The 3,576-nt window shown below is 50.5% G+C and carries 3 protein-coding genes; all 3 read right to left on the bottom strand.

The annotated features are described in order from the left end of the window. Positions 1-71: 71 nt before the first annotated feature. From IBX50_RS18400 to IBX50_RS18390, 3 genes are read right to left on the bottom strand one after another with little or no spacing between them, the layout of a single operon-like run. Positions 72-1,079: an alpha-L-glutamate ligase-like protein gene (locus IBX50_RS18400; RefSeq protein WP_292257858.1), complete on the bottom strand. Its 1,008-nt coding sequence runs from the start codon at positions 1,077-1,079 to the stop codon at positions 72-74. Then, positions 1,063-2,610, bottom strand: coding sequence for an inactive transglutaminase family protein (locus IBX50_RS18395; RefSeq protein ID WP_292257857.1), 1,548 nt, complete (start codon positions 2,608-2,610; stop codon positions 1,063-1,065). The genes IBX50_RS18400 and IBX50_RS18395 overlap by 17 nt, the downstream gene beginning before the upstream one ends. After that, positions 2,607-3,392, bottom strand: coding sequence for an ATP-dependent zinc protease (locus tag IBX50_RS18390; RefSeq protein WP_292257856.1), 786 nt, complete (start codon positions 3,390-3,392; stop codon positions 2,607-2,609). The genes IBX50_RS18395 and IBX50_RS18390 overlap by 4 nt, the downstream gene beginning before the upstream one ends. Between the last annotated feature and the right edge of the window lie 184 nt (positions 3,393-3,576).

Genomic DNA, 3,576 nt, shown 5'->3' with positions numbered 1-3,576 from the left:
TTTTCCGGTTCCCGGCTCATTCAAAGGCTTCTTGGTTTGGCAAGTGGGCACGCAAAAATGCGTTGGTGTCTTTATTCTACGTGCAGTGCTCTTGCAGAACAAACTTCAGCAGTAAAAAGAGCCTGAGCGATGGTTGCTCGTTCGTTGTAAGGGAGCTCAGGGCCACGAAGTGCTGCACAGTGGCGGTCAATGGCCTGTAGTCCCGGTTTGAGTCCCATGCCATTAGCCATCTGGATAGCCAAACCCGGACGGGCATTCAACTCCAGTACCAGCGGCCCACGATCTGCGTCCACAACCAGATCCGCACCCAGATAACCCAGCCGGGTCATGTCATAACAACGAGATGCCAGTTGCAGCAAGGTTTGCCAGTTATTAATTTTTAACTGATCCAGCAACTGCCCTGTATCCGGGTGACGATAAACGGGTCGGTCATGCTGAACCGCCTGCAGTGCCCGACCGGTGCGTAGATCAATGCCTACTCCCAATGCACCCTGATGTAAATTGGCCTTGCCATCAGAGGCGTGGGTGGATAAACGCATCATTGCCATCACTGGATAACCCCGGTACACAATTACACGAATATCGGGTACACCCTCAAAACTGAATTTACTGAATTCCGGTGCTGAGTGGATCAGGCTTTCGATGATTGCCACATCGGGATTACCCCCTAGACTGTACAAGCCTGAAATCAGGTTGGATAGATGATGTTCAATCACCTGTTTACCAATCCACTCACCAGATGATTTCAGGTAACGATCACCACAGGAGTGCTGGATAACCAGGATACCCTTACCACCACTGCCTTTTGCTGGTTTAATCGCAAATCCCCCGCTTTCCGGAAGAAAGCGTGAAAAGTGCTGAATATCCGCCTGGCGGCGTATCACACCTAGTAGATCCGGTGTTGCCAGTCCGTAATCCTGAGCCAACAATTTGGTTTGTAACTTGTCATCCACCAGTGGAAACAAATGCCTTGGGTTATAACCACTGATGCAGTTGATATTCCGCTCATTCATGCCCAGCACGCCCTGCACGCGCAGGCGGGCGGGTGAAGTGAAATTGTTGCTAAGCCAGCGGAGCATTTTTCCCCTCGCCTGCTTTTGTTTTATCCGCAGTCAGAGGTCTGAAACGCCACAACTCCAGCAGGCGATACCCTGTGTAGCTGCCGAAAATCAAGATCAGAGCCAATACCACCAACTGTAATCCCAGGAAGTTGAACATCCAGTAACGTATCCAGGAAAAATCCATCAATAAAAAAGCACAGGTTGCAGTCATCAGGCTGCCGGCACCCTGAATAGCGACTTCTCTGGGACCTTCTTCTTCCCAGAGAATGGACATGCGCTCTATTGTCCAGGCCAGAATAATCATCGGGAACAGCGTGACTTTCATACCCGTGTTGATACCGGCATGAAACGAAATCACTGCCAGCAAGGCAATCAGGCCAATAACACAAACAATAACAGCAGCAACCCGTGCCACCAGCAGCAGGTTAAGGTGTGCCAGTAGCTGGCGTAATATCAGACCAATACTGACCAGCAAAAGAAAGGTAATGATGCCAGGCAGCAGAGACATCTCCAGAAAGGCCAGAGCAATTAATACTGGCATGAAAGTACCGGAGGTTTTAAGCCCGATCAGCACTCGTAACATAACCACCACCAGAGCGCCCAGCGGCAAAAGCAACAGGGTTTTGAACACTGCCTGTTCAGCGATTGGTAAACTGTGGATGGATAAACTCAGTAAAGCATCCCCCATTGCCATGGCATGGATACTGCCACTGGCAGGTTCCTGAGTGGATAACATGGAGAAGGTGACACGTGACTCCCTTGCTCCTTCCACTTCCAGAATGGGACCGCCAGCCAGCTGCCATAACAGGTAATGTTCGGCTTTGATGCTGCTGCCGGATGCAGCCGGATCAAACAGCTGCCACTGCTGTTCATTAAAGACTTGCACCAAAGGCTGCAAAGGCTGCATTCGTCGGCCATCTTCCAGTTTCAGACCGTACAGAATACGGGAAGGAACTCTGGCTTCGTTCAGCAGTCGCACCATGGCTTCAACTTCGGACATCTCACTCAGCAGCAATCGGCTATTCTGGTTGTTGCTGTCTGTCAGCCGTTGTGCCAGTGCTCGCGCCAGACTGTAAGGATCAGCTGATTCCTGCCACGAGCGCCTTAATATCTGAGCTGCAGCAGTCTGCAAGGAGGGTGACCAGACAATTTCTCGCAATGGCGGGGGATAATCCACTGCCGGGATATGTCGGTCAGGATCAAGCCTGAACTGGGTGCGATAATATAACCACTGATTGCCCTCGGCCTTGCGAATTGTCCACTCAGCAAGCCTTTGATCTTCTTCAATAAAACGAATACCAAAACCAGGCGACGCAGTATGTTCAGACTGCATCAGAAACCCTGGCTGGCTTTGTGGCAGTGCCAGGCGAACCTTGACGGCATCCCCGAGAGCTTCCATTTCCACTCTGGCTTCAATATCCCAGTAGGTCTGCTGACTGCCAGGCAGCAAGGGGACTTGGTGTACATAATACCGCCATGCAGTGTGCAAACCGCCGAGAAGTACCAGGATTGCAGCAGTCCACAGCAGGGTTGAACGCTGCTGGTTCATAGGTCAGCCTCTTCTGCCTGATCATCAACTTCAGGATCAATTACTGTAGCAACGGGCTTGCCTTGCACATAGGTTCTGGAGACATCAATTACGGCAATATCCATCATAAAACGCCGCCCGAGCAAAATAGGAAAGGTCAGGTCACCACGATCACTGAGAGTGAATTCAATATCCTGAACCAGCGATCCGAGTTTCATGGGCAGTGACACAACCGGACGTGCCTCTGTGCCACTGGCTTGAATGATGCGTACACGGCGGATAATTGGTGCTTCTATCTCAGCTTTTAAAGGTGGTTCGTTATTGCGGGGCTGGTAATGAGTTTCAAACCCCACCCAGCTTTTGCCATCTCGCTCGAACTCTCTCAGATTAACAGCATGAAGTGATGAGGTGTTGGCACCAGAATCAACCCGCGCAGGCAGGGTCAGCTGTTGAGCAGGCAGGCTGACCCACTCATAACGACCGAGTAGCAGCTTGCCATCCTCCTGCACCACCTCGGTTACTTTGCTGCTATTGAATCCGGGGTCAGCAGACAGGTTTCGTTGCTGGCTCAGCTCTTCGATCTGATAGGTGTGCTGACGATGAAAGCGCAGGTTTTCTTCGTGCAGAGATGCCACTTTTTTATCCAGCCGGCTCACCTGCTGTCGAGTAGTTTGGTTCTGTTGCGCTAAACGCTGTTCCAGCTGTATCAGTTGCAGGGACAGCTCCTGATTAAATGCCTGTCGGTAATCAGCCAGCTGTTGTTCATGCAAAACTGCTGGATCTTGTGCTGCTCGGGGTTGCAACTGACAGCCTGAAAGCAGCAAAACCAATAGCAGGTAACCCGTACATTTTTTGTAAGAGCAGTGCATATTTTTGATTAAAACCCTGTTGAAATTCAAATATCATCCCGAGATATTAATTTTTTGTACAACCTACAGGCAAGGTATCTTCCCTGCGACAGTCATTTTTATTTTTCTTCTGGCTGTG

Source organism: Marinospirillum sp., from assembly GCF_014859565.1.
This window is presented reverse-complemented; position numbering and strand designations above follow the sequence as displayed.